The sequence below is a fragment of the Sulfurimonas sp. NW7 genome, assembly GCF_051132265.1.
In the GTDB taxonomy this organism is placed as follows: Bacteria; Campylobacterota; Campylobacteria; order Campylobacterales; family Sulfurimonadaceae; genus Sulfurimonas; species Sulfurimonas hydrogeniphila.
This window is the reverse complement of record NZ_CP093235.1, coordinates 288,048-310,114: the sequence shown is the minus strand read 5'-3', so window position 1 is coordinate 310,114 and position 22,067 is coordinate 288,048. Positions and strand designations below refer to the sequence as shown.

Here is a 22,067-nt window from a genome sequence, read left to right as displayed (position 1 = left end):
CTTTTACTTTATCTATAATGAGCAAAAGCCCATTATAACGGCAGAGACAAATGTCCCTGCAACCCCCTAAAGCTACAAAAAACAAAGTTTTTTGAGATAAGAAGTCATAATCGAGAGAATTATAGACACGAAATAATACAGAAATTGTAATTAAAGTTAGCTTATTTTAAGTATAAATTAATAATGTGGAAGGTGGATGGGTAAATGTGTTATGAGAGTTGAAAGAAGAGGTTACTCTTCTTCAATCTCAAATTCTATATTTTGATCTTTGTAGATACCGGTTCCAACAGGAATAGTACGGCCGATAATAACATTTTCTTTCAGGTTTTCAAGATTGTCAACTTTTGCCGAAACTGCCGCTTCTGTCAATACTTTCGTAGTATCCTGGAATGATGCCGCTGAAATAATAGAGTCAGCTGAAACTGCCGCACGAGTAATACCGACCAGGAACGGTTCAGCAATCGCAGGACGACCGCCAAGACGCATAATCTTTTCATTTTCCTGAGTAAATTTCACCTTGGAAACCAAATCACCTTCTATGAATTTTGTATCGCCGGATTTTACAATTTTTACCTGACGCAACATTTGGGTAAAGATGACTTCAATGTGTTTGTCGGCAATGTTAACCCCTTGAGAACGATATACCTGCTGTACTTCAGACACAAGATAGTTATACAGTGCTTTGACACCCATGATACGTAAAAGTTCATGAGAAGATAAAATACCCGTAGTCAATCGCTCACCGGCATGCACAAAGTCGCCAGGGTTTACAACCGGTTCATGTGATTTGTCAACAAAATACTCTTTTACAATTCCGTTGTCTGCATTGCTGACAATAATTCTTACTTTTCCGCGAAGCGGTTTTCCAAAGCTGACCACACCGTCAATTTCAGAAATCAGTGCGGTTGCTTTAGGACGACGACCTTCAAAAAGTTCAGATACACGTGGAAGACCCCCGGTAATATCTGATGATTTTTGCAATGCTTTTGGCGTTTTTGCCAATATGTCAGCCACTTTCACTTCAGCACCGTCAGCAACATACACAGATGATTTTGGCTCAATTGCATAACGCAAAAGTTCTCCGTCTTCTGTTGCCAGTACTATTGCAGGCTTATACTCTGAAGAGATGTGGTCATTAATCATCAAACGCGTTTTACCGGTCAACTCATCAAGCTGCTCACTCGCAGTTGTTCCGACAATGATATCTTCATATTTCACAACACCGTTAGCTTCTGAAATAATCGGGTTAGAGTACGGATCCCATTCGGCGATCACAACTGATTCATCAGAGGAAGGTTTCGCAATAACTGTATCTCTGTCTACACTTTCATTGTCATCTGTTACAATAACTGAACCGCGTGCAATATAATGACGAATCGCTTCACGGTTGTTTGTATCAATTACAGCGGCAAAAAGACCTTTTTCTACAACTTCATATCCTGACTTCAGGCCTTCAAATCTCTCAAGGTAGTCCCCTTTGAGCAAGAAGTACTTCACAGTACCCTCTTCTTTTGCAAGAATCTTTTTCGTAACAGGTGCACCGTCATCAACTAAAAGTTCTGATGCATACGGAATACGGCTAGGTACGTTCCATCCGTCTTTAATTGTTTCAACAATAGAATCCAGTGCCTCGACTTTTTCCCCGTTTTTATGAGGGAAATAGTATTTTCCTTCAATCTGTCCGCTGACTCCCGCAAGTTCATTCGGCTTCGCTATTTCAAGCTTACGCAGTGAATAACGAACAGTTTCATCTTCGGATTTTACACTGATAATGACTTCATCATGAATCGTCTGAATCTCAACAGTTCCCGCAAACGGTGCTTTGATTTTTGGTTCAACCAGTAAAACACCCGCATTACGGCGATTGGCAACAATATTTTTACCCTCTTTGTTTTTATACGTTTTAAGGTTGTAATAACGTATAAAACCTTCTTTTTCTGCAACAACCTGACGTTCCTGTGCAGTAGAAGATGCCGTTCCACCAACGTGGAACGTACGCAGTGTCAACTGTGTACCAGGCTCACCGATAGACTGTGCCGCAATAATACCTATCGCTTCACCAGGACGAACAATATATCCGGTAGCAAGGTTCACACCATAACACAAGGCACATACACCTTCTTCGCTTTTACATGTAGTCGGTGTTCTGATTACTGCTGTTTTGATACCTGACTCAGCAATAACTTTTGCAGAAACTTCATCTAAAAGTGTTCCCTCAGCATAAAGAATTTCATTGGAGATAGGGTCAATAACATCATCCGCAAGAACACGACCGTTGAGTCTGTCTTCCAATGATTCTATCAATGTATTTTGATCAGATATATCAGAAATCTCTATCCCTTCGTGCGTATGACAGTCATGCTCAACAATTTTAACATTCTGTGCAACATCAACAAGTTTACGAGTCAAATACCCTGCATTGGCAGTTTTAAGTGCCGTATCTGCAAGACCTTTACGCGCACCGTGTGTTGAAATAAAGTATTCAATGACATTAAGACCCTCTTTAAAGTTAGAAATAATCGGTGTCTCGATGATCTCTCCAGAAGGCTTAGCCATCAGACCACGCATACCGGCAAGCTGGCGAATCTGCGCTGCAGAACCACGAGCGCCGGAATCTGCCATCATATGAATAGAGTTAAAACCGTCTTTGTCCGTCTGTACAAGTTGCATCATTTCTGCTGCAAGTGTATTGTTTGTATCTGTCCAGACATCAATGATCTTATTGTAACGTTCCTGCTCAGTCAAAAGTCCCGCTTCAAACTGTTTTTGAATCTCAATGACTCTTGCTTTAGACTCTGCAATTTTTGCAGGTTTCATATCAGGCACACGAATATCATCCGCTGAAATTGACACACCGGCTTCTGTCGCATGCTTGAAACCCAAATCTTTCAAACGGTCAAGGAAAGATGCAGTGATGCCAATTCCCCCGTGTTTTTGTACATAATCAACAATCTCATTAATAGCTTTTTTCTTCATTACTTTGTTCCAAAGCTCAGCCGGAACAAAATCAGGAAGAATAGCCTTAATCAAAAGACGACCTGCAGTTGTGTGAATAATACGTCCGTCAACACGTGTTCTAACCTTTGCGTGCAAGTCAAGTGCATCATGCTCTAAAGCAATTCGGATCTCATCAACATTTGCAAAAAGTTTGTTAGAACCCTTCACACCGTTTTTCTCAAGTGAAAGATAGTAAATACCAAGTACCATATCCTGAGAAGGTGTAGCAATAGCCTTTCCGGATGCAGGAAGCAAAATGTTCATAGAAGCCAGCATCAGCACTTTACATTCAGCTATAGCAGCAGAAGAAAGCGGTACGTGTACAGCCATCTGATCCCCGTCAAAGTCGGCATTAAATGCCGCACAAACCAATGGGTGAAGCTGAATTGCTTTTCCGTCTATCAGTTTAGGGTGAAACGCCTGAATAGAAAGTTTATGCAGTGTCGGTGCACGGTTAAGCATAATCGGATACCCGTCAACAATCTCTGCAAGACACTCCCAAACTTCATTTGTTTTTTCTTCTATCATTTTTTTGGCAGCTTTTACCGTTGTTGCATAACCTTTGTCTTCAAGTTTGGCAATCAAATGCGGCTTAAAGAGTTCGAGTGCCATTTTTTTCGGCAGTCCGCACTCATCCATTCGCAAACTTGGTCCGACAACAATGACAGAACGTCCGGAAAAATCAACACGCTTTCCAAGAAGATTCTGACGGAAACGCCCCTGCTTTCCTTTAATGATTTCACTTAAAGATTTCAAAGGACGTTTGTTTGCGCCTTTTACCGCATTTGCACGACGACCATTGTCAAAAAGTGCATCTACTGACTCCTGTAACATACGCTTTTCGTTTCTGACAATAATTTCAGGTGCTTCAAGTTCTACAAGACGCTTAAGACGCTGGTTACGGTTAATAACACGGCGATATAAATCATTTACATCAGATACGGCAAACTTACCGCCGTCAAGTGATACCAACGGACGTAAATCCGGTGGGAGAACCGGCAGCACAGTCAGCATCATCCAGGCAGGGTTGTTGCCTGAATTTAAAAATGACTCAATAACTTTCAGACGTTTGTTAATCGTTTTTTTCTTTGCCTCAGATTTTGTTTCGCCAATCGCTTCTTTTAAGTTAGTAAAAAGGTCAACCAAATCAATAGAATCCAATAAATCACGAATCACTTCACCACCCATACGGGCTTTGAAACCAAGCTCACCAAATCTCTGCACAAGTGTACGGTACTGCTCTTCATTTAAAACATCATATTTTAAAACCGGAGTTTTAGCCTCTGCATCATAATAGGACTCTCCGCCCTCTTCAACGATATACGCTTCATAATAGAGTACACGCTCTAAATCTTTCATTTTGATACCAAGCAGCGTACCGATACGAGAAGGCAGTGAACTTACATACCATATATGTGCAACCGGAGTCACCAATTCAATGTGTCCCATACGTGTACGACGTACTTTTGTAGATGTTACTTCAACACCACATTTTTCACATACCACACCTTTATAGCGCATCTTTTTATACTTGCCGCAAAGACACTCATAGTCCCTTACAGGTCCAAAGATTTTTGCACAAAACAAACCGTCACGCTCAGGTTTTAAAGTACGATAATTAATAGTTTCTGGCTTTTTAACCTCTCCGTGACTCCATGACATTACCTTTTCAGGGGATGCCAAACGGAACTGGAGCTGTTTTATATCTTTTGGTCTGCTGTCTTCTGTTACTTCTACCGGTACTAATTTACTCATCGTCTTCTACCTCGTCCATAATATCTACATCAAGAGCCAATGCCTGCAGCTCTTTTGTTAATACAAATAGTGTTTCAGGAATACCAGATTCTGGTACCAATTCACCTTTTGTAAGTGCTTTGTAAGCACGTACACGACCATCAACATCATCTGATTTGATAGTCAACATCTCTTTTAGAACTGCTGAAGCACCATATGCTTCAAGTGCCCAGACTTCCATCTCACCGAATCTTTGACCACCAAAGAGTGCTTTACCACCAACCGGTTGTTGTGTAACAAGCGAGTATGGTCCGGTTGAACGGGCATGGATCTTTTCATCTACCAGGTGATGCAGTTTTAAGATGTACATGTAACCGACATTGACACGCTCTTTCATCTTCTCACCGGTTTTTCCGTCATAAAGTACACGTTTGCCGTCAGCATCCATATTTGCCAGTTTGTAGAGTTTTTCAAACTCTTCAGCATTTGTCCCTTCAAAAATAGGTGCAGCAAATTTAACACCCTTGGCCCAGTCTCTTGCATGGATCAGAAACTCTTCATCACTCATATTTCCGATAATTTCAGAAGCTTTCATCATTCCTGCAACATCAGCTATTTCGATCATTTTTGCACGAAGATTTTGTATATAGTCTTTTTGTTTTGAGTCAAACTCTGCCTGTATCTGATCGCCGAGTTCACGACCTACCATACCGAGGTGCATTTCCAAAATCTGACCGATATTCATACGAGAAGGTACACCAAGCGGATTCAAACAGACATCAACAGAACGTCCGTCTTCCATATACGGCATATCTACCTCAGGAACTATAATAGAAACAATACCTTTGTTTCCGTGACGTCCGGCCATCTTGTCACCGACTTTGAGATGACGTTTTGTTGCTATATAGATTTTTACATACTTCACAACACCGTTTGGTAAAATGTCGTCTTTTTCCAATATAGTGAGTTTCTCTTCATGTTCATCTCTGAAAACTCTTTTTTGCTTCTGGAAATGACTTTTCGTTTTGTTGTACTCATCCTGAATCTCCTGTGAAAAAGATTTGACGATTGCATTCATAGCAAAACGGTTTACTTCTTTTAAATCATCTCCGTTGATTTTTTCTCCGGCCTTATACTCGGTATCACCTATTTTGATGTCACTCTGCAACGGTTCACGGGTGAGAAGTTTTGTCACACGAAGCATCTCTTCTTTATCTATCATAATAAGTCTGTCATAATGCTCGCGTTCAAGGTAGTCTCTCTCCTCTTTTTCAAGTTCCAATGCACGAGGATCTTTGTCATAACCTTTTTTTGTAAATACTTTAATATCTACAACCACCCCTTCCATTGACGGCGGACAGTAGAGTGATTTATTGACGACATGACCGGCTTTTTCGCCAAAAATTGCGCGTAAAAGACGCTCTTCCGGTGTTGGTTTCACTTCCCCTTTTGGAGAAACTTTTCCGACAAGAATCATACCGCCTTTGACATTTGTACCGATTTTGACAATACCTGATTCATCGAGATGTGCCAGTTCATCATCACGAACATTCGGGATATCACGGGTAATCTCTTCGACACCGTGTTTCAATTCACGGGCTTCGACTTCTTTTTCATAAATATGTACCGAGGTAAATGCATCCTGACGGATTAAACGTTCTGAGATGACTATGGCATCCTCAAAGTTATATCCGTTCCATGGCATGAAAGCAACCATTGCATTGACACCAAGCGCCAGTTCCCCTTTGTCCATATTTGGACCATCGGCAATGATCTGGTTTTTCTTTACCATTTCACCGACTTTTACAATCGGTTTTTGTGTAAAAGAGGTGTTTTGGTTGGTTCGAAGATTTTTTTGTAACGGATAATAATCAATAAAGATTTCGCCGTCTTCTTCACCCATCACATAAATGTGTTTACCGTCAACTTTTTCAATTTTACCGGCACGTTTTGCTTTGACACATTCCCATGCATCACGGGCAACCAGTTTTTCAACGCCCGTTCCGACCATTGGTGCATTTGCACGTAAAAGAGGCACTGCCTGACGTTGCATGTTTGATCCCATAAGTGCACGGTTGGCATCATCATGCTCCAAGAACGGAATCAGTGACGCGGCTACACCGACAACCATCTGTGAAGAGAGATCTGCATATTCACACTCTTTGGGATCACGTAAAAGGATTTCTCCGTCCTGTCTTACAGCAATCAGGTCTTCAATAAACTGGCCGTTTTCATCCAGTTTGTTAGAAGCTGCGGCAATTTTTTTACCCTCTTCCTGTGTTGCCGTCAGATAAACTATTTCATGAGTAACTTTTCCGTCTTTCATTACTTTGTAAGGAGCTTCAATAAATCCATGCTCGTTTACTTTTGCATACATTGCAAGTGTATTGATAAGACCGATATTTTGTCCCTCCGGCGTTTCAACAGGACAGATTCTGCCATAATGTGTAGGATGGACATCACGTACTTCAAACCCGGCACGTTCTTTGACAAGACCGCCTTCACCAAGAGCCGAAAGACGACGTTTGTGTGTCACTTCAGAGAGTGGATTTGTCTGGTCCATAAACTGAGAAAGCTGACCGCCTGAAAAGAATTCCATGATTGTAGAGGTAATCATTTTTGAGTTAATCAAATCATGAGGCATAAGCTCATTCATCGGTCCGCTCATAGTAGAGAGCTTGTCACGAATTGCTTTTTGCATTTTCACAAGACCGTTATGTAATTCATTTCCTAATAATTCACCGATGGAACGAATACGACGATTACCCAAGTGGTCTCTGTCATCCAGGTGACCCTGTCCGTTTTTTACTTTAATAACATATTTTACAGACTCTATAATATCTTCGTGTGTTAAAACAGTCACATACTCAGGAATATTCATTCCAAGTTTGTGATTCATTTTCATACGACCAACCTGAGTCAAATCATATCTCTCAGGATCAAAGAAAAGCTGGTTTACAAATATTTTTGCAGCCTCTTTGGTTACAGGCTCGCCCGGACGCATCACTTTGTAGATACGAATCGCAGCCAAATCATTCTCATCTTCAATATCTTCTGTCTGTTTTAAAAGCTTCAGAGAATCTGTATCGGCATTGAATGCGTTGATAATAGAACTGTCAACACCTTCGGCAATATCATTGGCAATTTTGAATTCTGTTACGCCGATTTCAGCCATTTTCTTTAATTTGGTCTCATCTATATGTGTCATTGTATCAAATAACACTTCCCCTGTTTCCGGGTCAATGATAGGCTCAGCCAAATATCTGTCCAAGAGTATTTCCAAAGGATACTGAACTTCTTTCACACCGTCATCTAAAAGTTTTTGTACTTTTTTGCTTGAAAGTCTTTTGCCTGCAGCAACAAGCACTTTACCGTTCATATCAACCAAATCATAAGAGATACGTGTTGCATAATCTTTAGGATTAAAATCCATAGAAAAAGTATTGTCATTGATTTTTATTGTCTGAATCGGGTAAAAGAGTTTTAAAATATCCTGTTTGGAATATCCCAAAGCACGGAACATGATTGTTACAGGTACTTTACGACGTTTATTGATTCTCATATAGAGAATATCTTTAGGATCATACTCAAAATAGAGCCATGAACCGCGGTCAGGAATAATCTGTCCGGTATAAATTAATTTGTTTCCTGCAGTAGTTGACTCTTCTTCTTTAAAGATAACACCAGGTGATCGGTGTAACTGGTTGACTACAACGCGTTCAACACCGTTGATAATAAAAGAAGTTCTATCGGTCATAAGCGGAATATCACGAACAAATATACTCTGCTCTTTTATATCTTTTACACCAAGTTTTTCTTTTGTGTTTTCATCTCTGTCCCACAAAATAAGGCGTGTTTTCATTCTAAGGCTTACTGCATAGGTAAGTCCTCTTTCCATACATTCACGAACGGTATATTTTGGGTTCGTGACTTCAGAACCGATATATTCAACAGTTAATCTGTTTTGTGCATCATGAATAGGAAAAACAGATTGAAAAACTTTTTCAATACCGCTTGTCGCTCTGTCTTTTGCATTTAACATTAAAAATGTATCATATGAGCTTTGTTGCAGTTGGAGTAAATTTGGTACTTCAATTTCTTGAGGAGTTTTAGAGAAGTCTATACGAAGACGGTTTCCGGAATATAAAGTGTTTAACATAGGCTACCTCGATAAGTTGTTAATTAGGGACTTGATAAGTTCAAGCATATCGTATCCAGTCGTCACCAGATAGATTGTTTTACTCTTAGCTATTAAGAGATTTTTTTATAGTGCTTATAAACGACATAAGGGCACTTTAGCCAAGAGAGTCCGTTCTCTTCGCTAAAGCGCCCAAAAAAGAGGGACAAAACCCTCTTTGTTTTTAAGTTAAGACTACTTAACTTCTACTGTAGCACCAGCTTCTTCTAAAGCAGCTTTTGCCTCTTCAGCAGTTTCTTTATCTACACCCTCTTTGATTGTAGACGGTAAGCTTTCACATGCTTCTTTTGCTTCTTTGAGTCCAAGACCAGTTAATGCACGAACCGCTTTAATAACACCGATTTTTTTCGCACCGACATCAGTTAAAACAACATTGAATTCAGTCTGCTCAGCAGCAGCAGCACCAGCATCACCGGCAACACCGGCAACAGCAACAGGTTGTGCAGAAACACCAAATTTTTCTTCAAACTCTTTAACAAGTTCAGATAATTCTAAAACAGAAAGTCCAGAAATAAACTCTAATACATCTTCTTTAGTAACAGCCATATTAAGCTCCTTTATTTTTTTTAAAAATTAAGGAAACCTTTTACTTGTTAATGACGACAGGAGAAGTAATTCTCCTATCTACGTTAACACTAGGTTTCCCTCAGCGGGAGGCTCATCGTGCCAGCACGATTTTCCCATTAACGATTTTAAATCGTAACCTCATTTCATAAAAGTGAAAGACTATGCTTCCTCTTCTTCTTTCTTTTTGCGTAAAGCATCGATTCCAATTGCCATATTTGTAATTGGAGCCATCCAGGTAGCAGCAAGCATACCGAGAAGTTCATCACGACCAGGAAGTTTGGCGAATGCTTCGATTTTAGCTACGTCTGCAGGTTCTTTATCTAAATAACCGGCTTTAATCACGAACTTGTCATGATCTTTGGCGAAATCAGCCGCGATTTTAGCAGCATTGATAACATCATCAGACCAAATAAAAATATTTGTATCTTTGATTTCAACACCACTCATCTCAGCATTATTCAGTGCAATTGTTGCTAAAGTATTTTTAACAACCTGAACACTTGTGTCTTTTGCACGAGCAGATTTACGCAACTCTTCAAGTTCACTTACAGTTAAACCTTTGTAGTCACATATAACAACTGCCGTAGTATTGGCAAATGAAGTAGTTAACTGCTCAATTACTTCAGCTTTTTTTGACTTAAGCATATATAGTTCTCCTTTCCAGACATAACTTCAAGCGGGGCGAAAGGGTACGATTAAGTTCACTGCCGACACGGCAGATACCCCCAACTATCTTTAGTCCAAGTAATTCAGATTTCCAAAATGAAAATCTTTATTGTAATATATATTTTATACTACAATAAAAACTTTTATTTCAGCATAGGAAAAAATTTGGTTTTTTCCTATGAGGGGCTTTAGCCCGTTTATTTGATATCTGCCAACTCTACAACATCAAGTTTAACTGCAGGACTCATAGTTAGACTCAATGCTGCATTTTTAATATAACGCCCTTTTGCAGAGGCAGGTTTTTGTTTATTGATTGCAGAAAGAAATGTTGTTAAATTCTCTGCTATTTGAGAAGCTTCAAAGCTTGCTTTCCCTATACCGGCATGGATATTACCTTTTTTGTCAACTCTAAAGTTAACCTGGCCGCCTTTGACATTTTTCACAGCTGTTGCAACATCAGGTGTTACAGTTCCAGTTTTAGGATTTGGCATCAATCCTTTTGGCCCAAGAATACGACCAATTTGACCTACAAGACCCATACAGTCAGGTGCTGCAACAACAACATCAAAGTTAAATATACCTTCTTTGATTTGTGCAACCAAATTATCAGTTCCAACGATGTCTGCACCTGCAGCTTTTGCTTCATCAGCTTTGGCACCTTTGGCAAATACAGCAACACGAACTGTTTTACCGGTTCCATGAGGAAGAACGATAGCACCACGAACCATTTGGTCTGCGTGACGAGGATCTACATTCAAGTTCATTGCAATTTCAACTGTTTCATCGAACTTTGCACTTTTTAAATCTTTTACTGTTGCAGAAGCTTCTTCTACACTGTATGATTTTGTTTTGTCAATTTTTTCTAATAATTGTTTATATCTTTTGCTCATTACAAATCTCCATATTAATTCTGCCACATAATTTTGAAATCACTGTGGTCGATGATTGTTTTTACTAGTCTTTTATTTCTATACCGATTGAACGGGCAGAACCAGCCAAAGTATTTGCAGCCATCTCTTTGTCGTCAGTATTTAAATCTTCGATTTTAGCTTCTACAACTTCCATAAGCTGTGCACGAGTTAATGACCCAACTTTATTTTTAAGAGGATTGTCACTTCCTTTTTTCAGTCCGGCTGCTTTCATTAAAAGTTCAGAAGCAGGTGGTTGTTTTGTAACAAAAGAAAAACTTCTGTCATTGTAAACTGTAATAATAACAGGAACTTTAAATCCCATTTTATCTTTTGTTTTTTCATTGAATGCTTTACAGAATTCCATGATATTAACACCACGTTGTCCTAATGCAGGTCCTACTGGTGGAGCCGGGTTAGCTTTACCAGCTTCTATTTGTAGCTTGATATAATCCATGACTTTTTTTGCCATTTTTTGTCCTTTTTCATTATTTAATTACGTAATCCAAACGAGGTCCAGTTTACTACGCTAAGGTTAAGTTTCAAAAAATTAAAACCTAGCCTTAGCGTAGCAGGGTTCTTGATTAGATTATTTTTTCTACCTGTGTGTAAGAAATATCTACAGGAGTAGCTCTGCCAAAGATTGAAACATTCAGCTTAAGAGTGCCGTGTTCAAGGTCATACTCATCAACTGTTCCCGTAAAGTTGGCAAAAGGTCCGTCAATAATACGTACCGTTTCACCATTATCAAAAAATACTTTTGGTTTTGGTGCGGCACGGTTGTTCACACGATCCAAAATAACATTAATGTCATGTTCGCTCAAAGGTGTAGGCGTGTTTCCCTCCCCGATAAAACCTGATACTTTCGGTATTGACTGAATCATATGCTGAATTTCTGTATTTAAATCTATACGGGCGAACACATAACCGGAATACAAAGATCTTTCACTCACCTTCTTCTTTCCGTCTTTTACTTCAATAACATCCTCTGTAGGAACTATTACATCGGTAATATGGTCCTGCAGACCATGTTCTTCTATCATATTAAAGATTGCATCTCTCACTGTTCTGTCACTGCCATAGGTCTGTATAGAGTACCATTGATGTGCCATTTTTTACTCCTTAACCTAAAATTGCAGACATAACAGATGACATAAGCAAGTCAACCAATGCAAGAAATGCTGCTATTGCAGAAACTACAATAACAACTGCTATATATGCCTGTTTTACCTGACTTTTGGTAGGAAAGATAACTTTGCTCAGTTCCAGTCTTGCGTTACTTATTACTTTACTTAAATTCATCTATCTTTTCCATATATTGAAATGTCATTTGTTATAAATAAAGCAGATCTGCTCTACTTATAATAAATGTGTGGCAGGCGTAGAGAGACTCGAACTCCCAACACCCGGATTTGGAATCCGGTGCTCTACCATTGGAGCTATACGCCTAAATTTTTACAAAATTTAGGCACCAATTATTTAATAGTGACGACATCGGAACAAGTCCCGATATCTACGCTAACGCTGAGTTTCCTTCGGCAGGAAGCCCGCGGCACTAGTGCCTTCATTTGTTACAAAAAAATGAACTGTTATTACAGTTTCATCTCTTTGTGAATTGTGTGCTCTTTACACCATTTACAGTATTTACGTACTGAAAATTTCTCAGTGTGAGTCTTTTTGTTTTTTGTTGTGTGATAATTACGTCTTGTACATTTCTCACAACCCAAGTGTATTGCTTCTCTCATATTAAGGAACCTTTTAAAGGATTTTGCATATTAGCCAAAGGCTAATTATGCAAGAATCTCTGCAACAACACCGGCACCAACTGTACGTCCACCCTCACGGATAGCGAACTTAGTACCTTTTTCCATTGCAATTGGGTGAATTAACTCAGCAGTAATACTTACGTTATCACCTGGCATAACCATCTCAGTACCTTCTGGTAAAGTGATTGCTCCGGTAACGTCTGTAGTACGTACGTAGAACTGTGGACGGTAACCATTGAAGAATGGAGTATGACGACCACCCTCATCTTTACTCAGAACATAGATTTCTGCAGTAAATTTAGTGTGAGGTGTAATTGTACCCGGCTTACAAAGTACTTGACCACGCTCAACTTCATCTTTCGCAATACCACGAACAAGAATACCACAGTTGTCACCGGCTTCACCTTGCTCCATTTCTTTACGGAACATTTCAACACCGGTTACAGTAGTTTTTTGTGTATCACGGATACCAACGATTTCTACTTCTTCACCAACTTTAATAACACCACGCTCGATACGTCCAGTAACAACTGTACCACGACCAGAGATTGAGAAAACATCTTCAACAGGCATTAAGAAATCTTTGTCAGTTTCACGTTCTGGTTCAGGAATATACTCATCAACAGTTTTCATAAGCTCAACAATCTTCTCAGACCATTCACCCAAACTACCTGCTTTTGCTTCTTCAAGAGCTTTTAATGCTGAACCTGCAGTGATTGGAGTGTCATCACCCGGGAATTCATACATATCAAGCAGTTCACGAATTTCCATTTCAACCAACTCTAACAACTCTTCATCATCAACCATATCTTCTTTGTTCATGAAAACAACGATGTACGGAACACCAACTTGTTTTGAAAGAAGGATATGCTCACGAGTTTGTGGCATTGGGCCATCCGCTGCAGAAACAACAAGAATAGCACCGTCCATTTGTGCAGCACCTGTAATCATGTTTTTAACATAATCCGCGTGACCAGGACAGTCAACGTGCGCATAGTGACGGTTGTCTGTTTCATACTCTACGTGTGAAGTAGCGATCGTGATACCACGCTCTCTTTCTTCAGGTGCATTATCGATTGCATCATAATCCATAAATTTTGCATCATTTTTAACTGCAAGTACTGCAGTAATAGCTGCTGTTAATGTTGTTTTACCGTGGTCAACGTGACCAATTGTACCGATGTTAACATGGGGTTTGTTACGTTCAAACTTTTCTTTTGCCATAATGTTCTCCGACTTTAATTTTGAATTGAAATGGAATTATACCCAAAAATCATTCAATTATTGCTTAATTAAAACATAATTTTACTTAAATGGAGCTCACGAGCGGATTTGAACCGCCGACCTCTTCCTTACCAAGGAAGTGCTCTACCCCTGAGCCACGAGAGCAAACGAGATTATATTAAGCAATAATTGAATAATTCTTTTATTTTGATATTAGTTTTTTTGTGATTAGAGTATTCTATATAAATATATATTTTACAAATATACAGATTGTATGAAGTAAGATAGAAATTATACTTCAGCTTCCAGAATCTCAGATGGAGCGGGTGAAGGGATTCGAACCCTCGACAGCCTGCTTGGAAGGCAGGAACTCTAGCCACTGAGTTACACCCGCATATGAGTGGTGGTGGGAAGAGGAGTCGAACCTCTGAACCCATAGGGAGCAGATTTACAGTCTGCCGTCGTTGGCCACTTGACTATCCCACCACGTGTACATTTATAAAATGTTTTTCTGGTCTAACACTGTTTCTAATATTCAAAATTCAATGGTGCCGACACGAGGATTTGAACCCCGGGCCTGCTGATTACAAATCAGCTGCTCTAGCCAACTGAGCTATGTCGGCATCGAATTTGAGCCAGAATTATAGTGCAAAACAAATTCAATGTCAAGGGTTTTTCTCAGAAATTTATAAAATCACCGTCTTTTAGTAGAATTGGCCTAAAATTTCTCCCAAATTCTTCTATTTCTTCAGTAATCTCTTTTAAATATGACGGTTTGATATGGTTAATATAGAGTCTTATATCATCTCTTTGTAATTTCTGCAATGCTTTAAAAAGCAGTTTTGGTGTCAGGTGTTTGCTTACTATTGCTAGTTTTTCCATATTTGATGGAAAAGAGCATTCAATAACAAGCGACTTTATTTCTCTGTCATTGTTCAGTCTGTTTATAATATTTTCAAGAGAGAGTGTATCTGCCGTTATAAGTACTCCTTTGTTGTTTACTTTATAAATATAGCCGCAACTCGGAACCGTATGGTCCGTTTCAATTGGCATAATAGTTGTTTTGTTATTGAGTGTATATCTCTCGTTACAATGTATATCTCTGTATCTGATGCTCATTTCTTCTGAGCCTTCCAAAGGAATTTTGGAAAAATCCGGCCATATTATGTCATTAAAAAAATGTTTTTTTAATGCCTGTATTGTTTGGGGCAAGCCTATGATATGCAAAGTTTTTCTTCTTTGTAAAAAATAGTTGTCTACAATATAAGCTATATCCGCTATATGATCAAGGTGAGAATGTGTTAAATAAATATACTCTACATGTAAAGAGTTCTCGGCCAAAGCATTTAAAAGGTTTCCGGCATCAATCACAGTTGCGGCATCCAACATAAAGGATGTTGTTCCAAAACCTTTGGCTTTAGTTCCATAGGCACCTAAAATTTTTATGATGTTTTCATACATTTTATACACTTTTTGCTGTTTTGGAAATATTATAGCATTTATGTAGATATAATTGCATTAACAGTTTTTACAAAGGTATATAAATAATGTTAAAAATATTATTTTCTCCATCAGAAGGGAAAAAGAGCGGCGGAAACGAAAAGAAAAAAGACCTTTTTGGTGCATTAAATGCAAGGAAAGAAATTTTGGACGCTTATAATACTATAGTATTAAGTGCTAATGAAGAAAAAATAAAACAACTTTTTGGTTTTAAAAAATTCAGTGAATGCCGGCCATACATAAACGACATATACAATTCTGCTTTGATGTGTGCGATAGAACGCTATCAGGGTGTAGCCTATGACTACCTGAAATATGCTGAACTCAATGAAAGTGCGCAAGAGCATCTCAAAAACAATACTCTTATATTTTCAAATCTTTACGGTCCTGTACTCGGTGGTGATGTAATTGCAAACTATAAAGTCAAACAGGGAAACAGTATCGGTGATATTGCACCGGATAAATTTTACAAAGAACGTTTTTCCTACCAGCTTGATTTATATCTTGGAGGCAATGATATTTTAGATTTACGGGCAGGCTATTATAATAAATTTTACAAACTCACGCAACCGCATACAACACTGAAATTTTTAAAAAACGGAAAAACAGTTTCACACTGGGCAAAAGCCTATCGGGGAATTGTTTTGCGTGAAATTGCAAAAGCCGGTGTAAACTCTCTGAATGATTTTATGAAACTTGAGATAGAAAATTTACAGGTTCACGAGATTACAGAGCAAAAACTAAAAAAAGAAATTGTATACAATATAATAGAATAGGAGAAACACAATATGAAAGACTCTCAAGAGTATAAAGAAAAAAAAGCTTTTTTTGAAAAAATCATTACCTTGTACGGAAGAAATGTCGTTGTAGAAATACTCCAAGACAGTTCTATTGAAATTCACAAACTGCATCTGGCAGATTCAAACAAACCTGACGGAGCAATAAAAAAGATTCTTTTACTTGCAAAAGAGCGTAATATCGAAACAGTGAAACATAACAAAGCCGCTCTTTCACGCATAAGCAAAAATGCGAAACAGGATCAGGGAGTAGCCATTGATATAGCTTCTAAAACATATTTACATGTAAACAAAATAAAAGAACTGCAGCAATACAGACTCATTGCACTTGACGGTATACAAAATCCGCAAAATTTAGGAATGATTATACGTTCGTGTGCTGCAGGAAATATTGACGGTATCATTCTGCCAAAGAAGAACTCGGCAAAAATTTCTCCTCTTGTTGTCAAAGCAAGTGCCGGCACGCTTTTTAAACTGCCTGTCTACTTTTGTAATACACTTGAAGAGATATTGCCGCAACTTCAAGAAGCAAAAATCTATTCGCTCTCCTCCCATGCAAAAACTGCTCTCAACGATATCAGAGAAGATAAAAAAACCGTCTATGTTTTGGGGAATGAAAACGAAGGCGTCAGTGATGCAGTGGAAAAACTCTGCAATGATTCTGTCTCTATTCCCATGAACAGAGGTGTAGAATCACTCAATGTTGCCGTTACGGCATCACTGATTGCCTTTAAAGCGTAACCTTGGGGTTACCTTCTCTTACCATTGCTCTAAAGAGATCAAACATCTTAAAACTCGCTTCTTCCATATCTTTAAATCCGCTTATAACATTATCCTGGTTTTCTTTCGTAATACAGGTATGTTCAGGCACACAGCGCATTACTTCAAATATTTTATCATGGACTCTCTTATGAACATTTCCCAGCTCTTTATAGGCTTTTGTATGTCCAAACTTCTGTTTTGCATCGGTATTGTACCATTGTCCCATTCTGCATTTATTGTGATCAACAAACTCTTTTGCCATTGCTTCATTTTCATCTAAAAGCGCCTTGTAGGCTTTGTGCTTGAGTATAATATGGTCTACTTTTGCCAGACTGGTATAGAGTGAGTCATACATAAATACAGCTTCATATGCTGATTCATTTGCTTTGTTTGCAAAGCTGTTGAGTGTATTGTTAAATTTTGAAACATCTTCTTGGGAACGCATTGCAAGATCAGTAATCTGCATAGAGTTGTTTTGGATATCATCCGCTTCCTGCTTGAGTGTATTGGTTGTAATAGAGATTTCCTGGGTTGCTTTTTGTGTTCTTTCTGCCAGTTTTCTTACCTCATCGGCTACTACAGCAAACCCTCGCCCGTGCTCTCCGGCACGCGCTGCTTCAATAGCAGCATTGAGTGCCAGCAGATTTGTCTGGTCTGCAATATCTTTAATCAAATCAACAATAGTATTGATTTCACCTGTCTGCTCATTCAAAGCACGAATGACTTCATCTGAATTTGTAATAAGTGTGATAAGTTCTTCCAGCCTGTTTGTAATATTATTCACCACAACTTTGGACTCTGTTGCTTCCTCTGCCGTCTCTTGTGTACTGTGTGCAATTCTTTGCAATATGTCCAGATTATCAGATATATCTTCTTGAATAATATTCAGTCCACGTGTCACACCCCCATTACTGTTGACATCAAAAACTTCTCCAAGATTTGTTTTTTGTGCAGCTTTGTGAGATACTCCTATAGACGTAATGGCATGGTTGAGCGCAGGAATGGATGCAAGAAATTCTCCTCTGTATCCGTTTTCATAGATTATTCTGTTGTTATATCCCGCATTTGCATTTTCAATCGAAGCAATCACATCACGGATATACTGTTCTGTTTGATCAAGCAAATCATTGATTCCCCATGCAACTCCCTGCATTATATGGGTATCGGGTATATTTGTAATTCTATAAGAAAGCTCTCCTTTGCCAGCCTTGAGAAGCACATCTCTGATCTGTCGAACCAGCTCATCCTGGAATATTTTATCGCAGATATCACCTGATGCAAGTGATAAAAGCAATGTTGAGATAAGTCCGGCAAATACTGCTCCTGCAAATATATACTGTCCTGTAACCAATGTGTAAATCAATATGGCACCTAAAAGCATATAGAGAGAAAGTGTTTGCTTAGTGCTGTAAATGGAAGATAAAATCATCATACCCTGTCCTTTTTTCATGGAGTAGTGCGTCAAGCATTTGTTCGGAGCCAGCCATTCCTGATCTTTTTTCTTCCTGCAGCAACTGTGCATAAAGCTCCGGAATGACCGCCATTGCCCTGGCAGAGGGTTTACGCCTTACAGAATGGTAATCAATAACATCTCCGTTTTTTCCCATAGTGACTGTGACATTTGCCAATACCCAGTAATAGGAACCGTCTTTGGAGAGATTTTTCACATAGGCAAATATCTCTTTTTTCGCTTTGAGTCTCTCCCAAAGCAGTTTAAAGATAATCTTAGGCATATCAGGATGTCTCAGTATTGAGTGGGGCTGGCCAAGCAACTCTTTTTCTTCATAACCGGAAATCTTTATAAAAATTTTATTCCCGTAAAGAATTTTTCCTTTTGTATCAGTTTTAGAAACTATAAACTCATCTTCTGCGAGTGTTATTTCGTTATTTCTCGGAACAATTTTATTCACTGCTTATCCTTTCAAAAGATAATTATATGTTAAAAAGGTTACAAGAAGCTTACAAACATTGTATTATTTTATATAATATTACAAAAGGATATTAAGAGATCATAATTTCATAAGGACGGCGTATCTCCCGAATAACCTCATCCACACTCATATGACGGGATTTTCGTAAAAATTCCCTGCCGTCTAAAAAAACGAGTATCGTAGGAATTGCAAAAACACTAAAATGTGCCGCTATTTCCTGCTCAACTGAAATATCAACAGTTACAATGGTAAATTCTTTGAAATTTCTATCTATCGCTTCAAGCAGTTTTGGTTTGAGCGCATGGCATACGTTACATGTAGGCGCAGAGAAGTAGAGCATTACTGCCGGATTTTCTTGTATTGTTTTTTCTATGTTTTCTATTGTGTTCATAATAAAATTATACTGTATAATTCCCTTATGAGTTCAATTATTTTTTCAATTTTAAGTATTTATGTTTTTATTGTGATGGGGTACATCGCCAAACGCAGCTTTAAAGAACAGATAGACGAAAGAACCATTACACTGTTAAATGTCTATTTTCTTCAGGTTTTTTTGACTTTTTGGGGGCTTTTGCTGCATCCTGTAGATATTACACTGCTCTATGCCCCTGCTGTCTACCTTGTCATTGTTGTGCTTGTGCTTGTGTTGTCTGCTCTTTTTGCCGTAAAACTGTTTGCAGACAAAAAAGAGTACTCCATTGCCATGGTTGCTTCCGTCATAGGCAACACAGGCAATCTCGGCATCCCTTTAAACATAGCTGTTTTCGGGGAAGCTTCCATTCCCTACACAACGGTTGTCAACCTTGTGAATGTTTTTGTTGTCTACACTGTAGGGGTTTATTTTTATTCGCGTGGGAATTTTGATGCCAAAACATCCCTGAAAAACATCTTCAAACTCCCTATTCTCTGGGCAGCAATCATTGCCATTGTACTCAGTGTCAATCATTATACACCCTCGGATGCCGTTATGAATATGCTGATGATGGGTGCCTATGCTTCTATGACCATGCAGCTGTTTTTGTTTGGCATCTACATGTATGACATTAAAATACGCTCAATCAACAAAAAACTCATTGGCTGGGTTATGTCACTCAAATTTGTCCTGCTGCCGCTTGTTGCTTTTGTCATTTTATACAATATCGATTTGGCACCGATGATAAAAGGCATTATATTTATAGAACTGCTGATGCCGCTCGCCGTTGCCAATGTCAACCTGGCTTCACTCTATGATTGTCAACCCAAACTTGTGACGGCTTTGGTGTTTCTCTCTTCTGTTTTATTTTTGGGGGTTGTCTTTTTTGGTGTTTCCATACTCAAATATCTTTAACGATGAGTGCGTTGATTGCATTAAAAAAAGCTACTTTAAAAAATTAATTTTTAAAACGCTGGAAACTTTTAAGCAAAAAATATTACACTCCGGGCATGAATAAAGAACTCCAGACACTGTTTCACTACCATGAAACAACCAAACACTCCCAAAAAAGATATGCAAAATCTTTAGGCTATATGGACTGGGCGACACAGCCTGATCCTTTTCGTATGTATCAGGGGACAAAGAGCATAGCACTTGCATTGAGTTTTGACAATCCCACACCGCCCTATTCTCTTTTGGATGAGGAATTACCCTCTGCACCACTGATGTTAGAGTCCCTGTCTCAACTGTTGCAGTTTTCTATGGGCATTGCCGCATGGAAAAGTTCCGGCGGCAGTTCCTGGGCTGTACGGTGTAATGCCTCAAGCGGAAACCTGCATCCCACAGAGGCCTATCTTGTATTGCCTCCGATATCGGAAAATACAAAAAGCACCGTAGCCCATTATGCGCCAAAAAACCATTCTTTGGAAATTCTGACTGAGTTTGAGAGTGATTTTTTTGACACCCTCCCCAAAGAGAGTTTTGTCGTTGCACTTTCAAGCATTGCCTGGCGTGAAGCATGGAAGTACGGAGAGCGTGCCTTTCGTTATGTCCAACTCGATGCGGGACATGCCTGGCAGGCACTTGCAGTATCTGCAAAAATGCTTGGCTGGAAGATTACAAGAGTTGAGAGTGTCAGTGATGCGCAAATAGCGAAAATCATCGGGCTTGACCAAAAAAACAGATTTTTTGAAGAGGAAAAGCCTGATATGCTTTTGATTGTTTCCAAAGAAGATATTTCCCCAGGCCTGGATGTTGCACCGCTGACAGACGCGCTTCCAAACAAATATGAAGGCACAGCAAACAAGCTCAGCCCTTCAGTATATGAGTGGACAATTATAGATGAAGTTGAAAAAGCAACTTCAGTGATGCAGATTCCACAGGTACAGACAGACAGATGCAAGGTTGCAAGAGAGCCGAGCCGTGAGTCAAAAGAGGTTGTACTGGGCAGAAGAAGTGTCCATGTAATGGATAAAGAAAAATCCAAAATTTCCAAAAAACAGTTTCATACACTTCTAAAGTCGGTAGACTGCTCGCTTGACGGCAAAGCCAATGCCGCCCACCTGGCAATATTTGTTCACCGGGTAGAAGAGTATGCCCAGGGACTCTACTTACATGTAAGAAACCAAAAAGATTTAGAACATTTCAAAAAAGAGTTTCATGATACATTTCTTTGGAAAAAAACAGACTTTGAAAACCTCTACCTATTGGAAACAGCTGATTTTACCAAAGCTTCCAAAATCATAAGCTGCAACCAGGATATAGCCAGTGACGGGGCTTTCTCTCTGGGGATGATATGCAGATACTCCGAAGAACTGCTTGCCTTTAATGCCCACAGATACAAAGAACTCTACTGGGAGTGCGGCATGATAGGACAGCAGCTCTATCTTGAAGCCACATCACTCGGACTCTCCGGCACAGGCATCGGCTGCTTTTTGGATGATCTGATGAATGTTAATGTATTGGGACTCAAAAACAATCTCTACCAGAGTCTCTACCATTTTACGGTAGGCCGCGGTTATGTTGACTCCAGAATAGAGACGACACCGGCGTATTAAAATCCGACTGTATTTTGTTTTAATATGTTTTAAGTGGATCTTCCCTA

Annotated in this window: 18 protein-coding genes, 5 tRNA genes and 1 pseudogene; 4 read left to right on the top strand and 20 right to left on the bottom strand. The window is 39.1% G+C overall.

What is annotated here, in order from left to right; genetic code table 11:
* Positions 1-231: 231 nt before the first annotated feature.
* The 16 genes from rpoC to MLC35_RS01605 form a co-directional block, all read right to left on the bottom strand.
* Positions 232-4,752, bottom strand: a complete 4,521-nt coding sequence (gene rpoC / locus MLC35_RS01680) for a DNA-directed RNA polymerase subunit beta' (RefSeq protein WP_151901148.1) — start codon at positions 4,750-4,752, stop codon at positions 232-234.
* On the bottom strand, positions 4,745-8,890 hold the full coding sequence (gene rpoB, locus MLC35_RS01675; protein ID WP_434637497.1) for a DNA-directed RNA polymerase subunit beta: 4,146 nt from the start codon (positions 8,888-8,890) through the stop codon (positions 4,745-4,747). Before rpoB ends, rpoC begins: the two co-directional genes overlap by 8 nt.
* Before the next feature lie 213 nt (positions 8,891-9,103).
* Positions 9,104-9,475, bottom strand: coding sequence for a 50S ribosomal protein L7/L12 (rplL, locus tag MLC35_RS01670; protein ID WP_151901150.1), 372 nt, complete (start codon positions 9,473-9,475; stop codon positions 9,104-9,106).
* Between the two features lie 180 nt (positions 9,476-9,655).
* Positions 9,656-10,141: a 50S ribosomal protein L10 gene (gene rplJ / locus MLC35_RS01665; protein WP_151901151.1), complete on the bottom strand. Its 486-nt coding sequence runs from the start codon at positions 10,139-10,141 to the stop codon at positions 9,656-9,658.
* Between the two features lie 218 nt (positions 10,142-10,359).
* Positions 10,360-11,052, bottom strand: a complete 693-nt coding sequence (gene rplA, locus MLC35_RS01660; RefSeq protein ID WP_434637495.1) for a 50S ribosomal protein L1 — start codon at positions 11,050-11,052, stop codon at positions 10,360-10,362.
* Between the two features lie 64 nt (positions 11,053-11,116).
* Positions 11,117-11,542: a 50S ribosomal protein L11 gene (gene rplK, locus MLC35_RS01655; protein WP_151901153.1), complete on the bottom strand. Its 426-nt coding sequence runs from the start codon at positions 11,540-11,542 to the stop codon at positions 11,117-11,119.
* Positions 11,543-11,654: 112 nt separating this feature from the next.
* Entirely contained in the window at positions 11,655-12,182 is a 528-nt protein-coding gene (gene nusG, locus MLC35_RS01650) for a transcription termination/antitermination protein NusG (protein ID WP_418640972.1), read from the bottom strand.
* 10 nt (positions 12,183-12,192) lie between these two features.
* Entirely contained in the window at positions 12,193-12,372 is a 180-nt protein-coding gene (secE, locus tag MLC35_RS01645) for a preprotein translocase subunit SecE (RefSeq protein ID WP_151901155.1), read from the bottom strand.
* A gap of 71 nt (positions 12,373-12,443) precedes the next feature.
* Positions 12,444-12,519: transfer RNA gene (locus MLC35_RS01640), tRNA-Trp, on the bottom strand.
* Between the two features lie 143 nt (positions 12,520-12,662).
* A complete protein-coding gene (rpmG, locus tag MLC35_RS01635; protein WP_151901156.1) occupies positions 12,663-12,815 on the bottom strand; it encodes a 50S ribosomal protein L33 in 153 nt (50 codons plus the stop codon).
* Positions 12,816-12,860: 45 nt separating this feature from the next.
* Positions 12,861-14,060, bottom strand: coding sequence for an elongation factor Tu (gene tuf / locus MLC35_RS01630; protein ID WP_434637492.1), 1,200 nt, complete (start codon positions 14,058-14,060; stop codon positions 12,861-12,863).
* A gap of 90 nt (positions 14,061-14,150) precedes the next feature.
* Positions 14,151-14,225 (bottom strand) — tRNA-Thr (locus tag MLC35_RS01625).
* Between the two features lie 153 nt (positions 14,226-14,378).
* Positions 14,379-14,454, bottom strand: a tRNA-Gly gene (locus tag MLC35_RS01620).
* Between the two features lie 7 nt (positions 14,455-14,461).
* A tRNA-Tyr gene (locus tag MLC35_RS01615) sits at positions 14,462-14,546 on the bottom strand.
* A 60-nt stretch (positions 14,547-14,606) separates the two neighbouring features.
* Positions 14,607-14,683, bottom strand: a tRNA-Thr gene (locus MLC35_RS01610).
* Positions 14,684-14,738: 55 nt separating this feature from the next.
* Complete coding sequence (locus tag MLC35_RS01605; protein WP_434637490.1) at positions 14,739-15,521, bottom strand: MBL fold metallo-hydrolase; 783 nt, start codon at positions 15,519-15,521, stop codon at positions 14,739-14,741.
* 86 nt (positions 15,522-15,607) lie between these two features.
* On the opposite strand from MLC35_RS01605, the gene MLC35_RS01600 reads away from it, so the two are divergent.
* Both MLC35_RS01600 and MLC35_RS01595 read left to right on the top strand, forming a co-directional pair.
* Entirely contained in the window at positions 15,608-16,336 is a 729-nt protein-coding gene (locus MLC35_RS01600; RefSeq protein WP_434637488.1) for a YaaA family protein, read from the top strand.
* Between the two features lie 12 nt (positions 16,337-16,348).
* Positions 16,349-17,098 (top strand): TrmH family RNA methyltransferase, encoded by a 750-nt coding sequence (locus MLC35_RS01595; protein ID WP_434637486.1) that lies wholly within the window; start codon positions 16,349-16,351, stop codon positions 17,096-17,098.
* Here MLC35_RS01595 and MLC35_RS01590 read toward each other — a convergent pair.
* The 4 genes and pseudogenes from MLC35_RS01590 to MLC35_RS01575 all read right to left on the bottom strand — a co-directional run bounded on the left by MLC35_RS01590 (position 17,088) and on the right by MLC35_RS01575 (position 19,441).
* Positions 17,088-17,474 carry a CZB domain-containing protein gene (locus MLC35_RS01590; RefSeq protein ID WP_434581615.1) on the bottom strand — a complete coding sequence of 129 codons (387 nt, stop codon included), beginning with the start codon at positions 17,472-17,474 and terminating at the stop codon, positions 17,088-17,090. The genes MLC35_RS01595 and MLC35_RS01590 overlap by 11 nt on opposite strands.
* Before the next feature lie 81 nt (positions 17,475-17,555).
* Positions 17,556-18,272, bottom strand: a pseudogene (locus MLC35_RS01585) (methyl-accepting chemotaxis protein); the annotation flags it as partial.
* 247 nt (positions 18,273-18,519) lie between these two features.
* The gene (locus MLC35_RS01580) at positions 18,520-19,029 is read right to left on the bottom strand and encodes a PAS domain-containing protein (protein WP_434637484.1); all 510 of its coding nucleotides are present in this window, start codon (positions 19,027-19,029) and stop codon (positions 18,520-18,522) included.
* 91 nt (positions 19,030-19,120) lie between these two features.
* Entirely contained in the window at positions 19,121-19,441 is a 321-nt protein-coding gene (locus MLC35_RS01575; protein ID WP_434637482.1) for a thioredoxin family protein, read from the bottom strand.
* A 27-nt stretch (positions 19,442-19,468) separates the two neighbouring features.
* On the opposite strand from MLC35_RS01575, the gene MLC35_RS01570 reads away from it, so the two are divergent.
* Positions 19,469-20,377 (top strand): AEC family transporter, encoded by a 909-nt coding sequence (locus MLC35_RS01570; protein WP_434637479.1) that lies wholly within the window; start codon positions 19,469-19,471, stop codon positions 20,375-20,377.
* A gap of 95 nt (positions 20,378-20,472) precedes the next feature.
* Positions 20,473-22,020: a SagB family peptide dehydrogenase gene (locus MLC35_RS01565; RefSeq protein WP_434637477.1), complete on the top strand. Its 1,548-nt coding sequence runs from the start codon at positions 20,473-20,475 to the stop codon at positions 22,018-22,020.
* Positions 22,021-22,067: the final 47 nt, after the last annotated feature.

What these genes read in the sequence shown, in the direction of transcription:
- rpoC (WP_151901148.1), bottom strand. Translation starts at nt 4,752, where the DNA reads ATGAGTAAATTAGTACCGGTAGAAGTAACAGAAGACAGCAGACCAAAA.
- rpoB (WP_434637497.1), bottom strand. Translation starts at nt 8,890, where the DNA reads ATGTTAAACACTTTATATTCCGGAAACCGTCTTCGTATAGACTTCTCT.
- rplL (WP_151901150.1), bottom strand. Translation starts at nt 9,475, where the DNA reads ATGGCTGTTACTAAAGAAGATGTATTAGAGTTTATTTCTGGACTTTCT.
- rplJ (WP_151901151.1), bottom strand. Translation starts at nt 10,141, where the DNA reads ATGCTTAAGTCAAAAAAAGCTGAAGTAATTGAGCAGTTAACTACTTCA.
- rplA (WP_434637495.1), bottom strand. Translation starts at nt 11,052, where the DNA reads ATGAGCAAAAGATATAAACAATTATTAGAAAAAATTGACAAAACAAAA.
- rplK (WP_151901153.1), bottom strand. Translation starts at nt 11,542, where the DNA reads ATGGCAAAAAAAGTCATGGATTATATCAAGCTACAAATAGAAGCTGGT.
- nusG (WP_418640972.1), bottom strand. Translation starts at nt 12,182, where the DNA reads ATGGCACATCAATGGTACTCTATACAGACCTATGGCAGTGACAGAACA.
- secE (WP_151901155.1), bottom strand. Translation starts at nt 12,372, where the DNA reads ATGAATTTAAGTAAAGTAATAAGTAACGCAAGACTGGAACTGAGCAAA.
- rpmG (WP_151901156.1), bottom strand. Translation starts at nt 12,815, where the DNA reads ATGAGAGAAGCAATACACTTGGGTTGTGAGAAATGTACAAGACGTAAT.
- tuf (WP_434637492.1), bottom strand. Translation starts at nt 14,060, where the DNA reads ATGGCAAAAGAAAAGTTTGAACGTAACAAACCCCATGTTAACATCGGT.
- MLC35_RS01605 (WP_434637490.1), bottom strand. Translation starts at nt 15,521, where the DNA reads ATGTATGAAAACATCATAAAAATTTTAGGTGCCTATGGAACTAAAGCC.
- MLC35_RS01600 (WP_434637488.1), top strand. Translation starts at nt 15,608, where the DNA reads ATGTTAAAAATATTATTTTCTCCATCAGAAGGGAAAAAGAGCGGCGGA.
- MLC35_RS01595 (WP_434637486.1), top strand. Translation starts at nt 16,349, where the DNA reads ATGAAAGACTCTCAAGAGTATAAAGAAAAAAAAGCTTTTTTTGAAAAA.
- MLC35_RS01590 (WP_434581615.1), bottom strand. Translation starts at nt 17,474, where the DNA reads ATGTATGACTCACTCTATACCAGTCTGGCAAAAGTAGACCATATTATA.
- MLC35_RS01575 (WP_434637482.1), bottom strand. Translation starts at nt 19,441, where the DNA reads ATGAACACAATAGAAAACATAGAAAAAACAATACAAGAAAATCCGGCA.
- MLC35_RS01570 (WP_434637479.1), top strand. Translation starts at nt 19,469, where the DNA reads ATGAGTTCAATTATTTTTTCAATTTTAAGTATTTATGTTTTTATTGTG.
- MLC35_RS01565 (WP_434637477.1), top strand. Translation starts at nt 20,473, where the DNA reads ATGAATAAAGAACTCCAGACACTGTTTCACTACCATGAAACAACCAAA.